This is a genomic window from Caballeronia sp. (assembly GCF_049581465.1).
GTDB lineage: Bacteria > Pseudomonadota > Gammaproteobacteria > Burkholderiales > Burkholderiaceae > Caballeronia.
In genome coordinates this window covers 1-3,943 of sequence record NZ_JBAUSA010000995.1, presented here as the reverse complement: position 1 = coordinate 3,943, position 3,943 = coordinate 1, and the positions used below count along the sequence as shown (strand labels likewise).

The window sequence follows — 3,943 nt, the reverse complement described above, 5'->3', positions numbered from 1 at the left end:
CCGATGATGTCGAGGTCGTGGCCGCTGATCATCAACGACAGCAGCGCGCCCACGCCGGCGGACGGCAGCGTCGAGAGAATGGTGATGGGATGGATGAAACTCTCGTACAGGACGCCCAGCACGATATACATCGTGACGATGGCCGCGAGAATCAGGAACAGCTCGTTCGAAAGCGACGCCTGGAACGCAAGCGCGGCGCCCTGGAAGCGGACCTGGAACGACGCAGGCAAGCCGATGTCCTGTTTCGCCTGGTCAATCGCCTTCACGGCCGCGCCCAGCGAGGCGCCGGGCGCCAGGTTGAAGGACACCGTGGTCGCGGGGAACTGGCCGAGGTGCGTCACCAGAAGTGGCGCGGCGCGTTCGTGGAACGTGGCAATGGCCGACAGTGGCACTTGCCCGCTTGCGGCCGTCGAAGAAGGCAAGTAGATGCCGCTCAGCGTTTCGCTGTAATGCGCCTCGGTAGGCGTGGATTCCAGGATCACGCGGTACTGGTTCGACTGCGTGAAGATGGTCGAAATGATGCGTTGGCCGAAGGCGTCGTAGAGGGCGTTGTCGACGGTGGCGGGTGTGATGCCAAAGCGCGCGGCCGTCGAGCGGTCGATTTCCACATAGACCGATTGGCCGTTCTGCTGCAGGTCGGTCGCGACATCGGCTAATAACGGTGACTGCTGCAAGCGGGCGATCAGCTTGGGCACCCATTGCGCGAACTCGGTCGGGTTCGGATCAGTGAGCATGAACTGGTATTGCGTCGGACTGACCGTGGAATCGATCGTCAGATCCTGCACCGGCTGCATATAGAGCTTGATGCCGGGAATGTTCGCCACGTCCTTTTCCAGCGCGCGAATCACGTCGCTCGACGTATTGCTGCGGTCGTCGCGCGGCTTCAGGTTGATCAGCAAGCGGCCGCTGTTCAGCGTGATATTCGTCCCGTCCACGCCAATGAACGACGTCAGGCTTTCAACGTCCGGATTCTTGAGTATCTGCGCGGCAAGCGCTTGCTGCTGCTGCGCGACGGCATCATAGGAGGCGGCTTGCGGCGCCTGCGTGATCGCCTGGATCACGCCCGTATCCTGCGTCGGGAAGAAGCCCTTGGGAATCCATATGTAGAGGAGGACCGTCAACACGAGCGTGAGCAGCGCGACCACGAGCGTCGAGCCCTTCCGGTCGAGCACCCACGTCAATGCGACCGCGTAACGCCCGATCACATAGTCGATGAACTGATGCGCCCGCCTCTCGAACCGGCCGGTCTCCTTCTCGGGCGTGTGGCGCAACAGCTTCGCGCACAGCATGGGCACGAGCGTCAGCGAAACGACCGCCGATATCACGATGGTCACGGCCAGCGTAATGGCGAACTCGTGGAACAGGCGCCCGACGACGTCGCCCATGAAAAGCAGCGGAATCAACACGGCGATCAGCGAGACTGTGAGCGAGATGATGGTGAAGCCGATCTGGCGCGAGCCTTTTAGCGCGGCTTCGAGCGGCGACTCGCCTTCCTCCACGTAGCGCGCGATGTTCTCGATCATCACGATTGCATCATCGACGACAAACCCGGTCGCGATCGTCAGCGCCATCAGCGAAAGGTTGTCGAGCGAGAAGCCGCACAAATACATCACAGCGAGCGTGCCCACCAGCGAAACCGGCACCGACAAGCTCGGGATCAGCGTAGCCCACACGTTCGCGAGGAACAAATAGATCACCAGCACGACCAGCACCACGGAGAGCGCCAGTTCGAACTGCACGTCCCGCACCGAAGCACGGATAGTCGTGGTCCGGTCGGTGACGATCTGCACGTCGAGCGCGGCCGGCAGTGCGGCCTGCAGTTGCGGCAGGATTGCCTTGATGCCGTCGACGACCGCGATCACGTTCGCGCCCGGCTGGCGCTGCACATTGAGAATGATGGCCGGCGTGCTATTCACCCAGGCACCGAGCTTGGTATTTTCCGGACCCTGAATGACCGTTGCGACGTCCGTCAGCATGACCGGACGGCCATTCTTGTACGCTATTACAGCGCTCTGGTAGGCGCTGGCGTCGGTAAGCTGGTCGTTCGCGTTGATCGTGTACGCGCGCGTGGGACCGTCGAAATTACCCTTGGGCGTGTTGACATTCAGGTTCGAAATCGTCGTGCGCAAGTCGTCGATATTCAACCCGTACGACGCGAGCGCCCGGGTGTTCGCCTGGATCCGCACAGCCGGCCGGTTGCCGCCGCTGACCGAGACCAGCCCGACGCCCGCGACTTGTGAAATCTTCTGCGCGAGCCGGGTATCGGCGAGATCCTGGACCGAGGTGAGTGGCAACGTTTTCGAACTGATGGCGAGCGTGATGATCGGCGCGTCGGCGGGATTCACCTTCGCGTAGATCGGCGGCGCGGGCAGGTCCGACGGCAATAAATTGCCCGCTGCGTTGATGGCTGCCTGAACTTCCTGTTCCGCGATATCGAGTGGCAGGTCCAGGCTGAATTGCAGCGTGATGACGGACGCACCCGCCGAACTCTGCGACGACATCTGGTTCAGGCTTGCCATCTGCCCGAACTGCTTCTCGAGCGGCGCCGTGACCGACGTGGTCATCACGTCCGGGGACGCACCCGGATAGAACGTCTGCACCTGGATGGTCGGATAGTCGACGGCAGGCAGCGCTGACAACGGCAGGAAGCGCAATGCGACGAGGCCGACCAGCATGATTGCGGCCATCAGCAGCGCCGTGCCGACCGGACGCAGGATAAAGAGGCGTGATGGATTCATGCGGGTGTCTTAAACGTCATTGCTGCTGTGGCTGTTGCCGATGCCGGCCGTGATGTGCACCGGAAGCGCCGGATGCGGCTGTCGCGTGCGATGCACCGGAAGCCGTTTTCGGTGCATCGGCCGGAATGGTGATCTTGGCGCCTTCCTTCAGCCGGTCGGAGCCGTCGATCACCACGCGTTCGCCTACCTGCAAGCCGGTCTTGATGCTGGTGCGCTCGCCGTCGACTGGACCGATCTTGATGTTGCGCACCGTCACCGTGTTGTCCGGCTTCACCACATACACAAACGCGCCTGACGAACCGTTGAGTACCGCGGGTGTCGGCACGATGACCGCGTCCTTGATCACATCGACCAGCAGTTTGGTGTTCACGAACTGGTTCGGAAACAGCATCGACTCCTTGTTCTCGAACATGGCGCGCAGCCTGACGGTGCCGGTCGTGGTGTCGATTTGATTGTCGACCGTTTCGAGGTAACCGCTTTCCAGTGAAACCGTGTTCGACCGGTCGTAGGCTGTCACCGACATGTTCGTGGCCGCGTGCAGCGGCTTCAAAATGGCCGTGAGGTTGTCCTCGGAGGTCGTGAAGATGACGCTGATCGGCTGCAGTTGAGTAATGATCGCGACGCCGTTCGTGTCGCTGGTGGTCACGTAATTGCCTGGATCGACCGGGCGCAAGCCCACGCGCCCGGACACAGGTGCAGTAATGCGCGCGTAGATCAGATCGAGCTTGTAAGTATCGACGTTCGCCTGATCCGACTTGACCGTGCCTTCATATTGCTGGACGAGCGAGGCCTGCGTGTCGACCTGCTGCTTCGCGATGGAATCCTGCGAAAGCAGCGTTTGGTAACGCTGCAAATCGAGACGCGCGGTTTGCAGCAATGCCTGGTCTTTCGCCAGCGTGCCCTGCGCGTTGCGCAACGAGATTTCGTAGGGACGCGGGTCGACCTGGGCGAGGAGGTCGCCCTTCTTGACCATCTGGCCTTCGCGAAATGCCACCTCTTGCAGCGTGCCGTTGAGCTGGGTCTTGACCGTGACCGTTGCGAGAGGTGTCACCGTCCCAAGCGAATTGATCACGACGGGCATGTCGCCTTGCGTAGCGGTTGCCACGTGCACCGGTTGCGGCTGTGCGTCCATCCCCGCACCGCCCCCGTGTCGTCCGCCGCCTGCGGCCCGAGCCTGCGGCGAGCCATTCGCGCCACCGCTATTC

At 62.0% G+C, this 3,943-nt stretch carries 2 protein-coding genes; both read right to left on the bottom strand.

The annotated features are described in order from the left end of the window. Positions 1-2,738 (bottom strand): efflux RND transporter permease subunit (locus WCA53_RS24385; RefSeq protein WP_423916490.1); only part of this gene is annotated, 2,738 nt, incomplete at its 3' end. Between the two features lie 16 nt (positions 2,739-2,754). Then, positions 2,755-3,943 (bottom strand): MdtA/MuxA family multidrug efflux RND transporter periplasmic adaptor subunit (locus WCA53_RS24380; protein ID WP_423916487.1); only part of this gene is annotated, 1,189 nt, incomplete at its 5' end.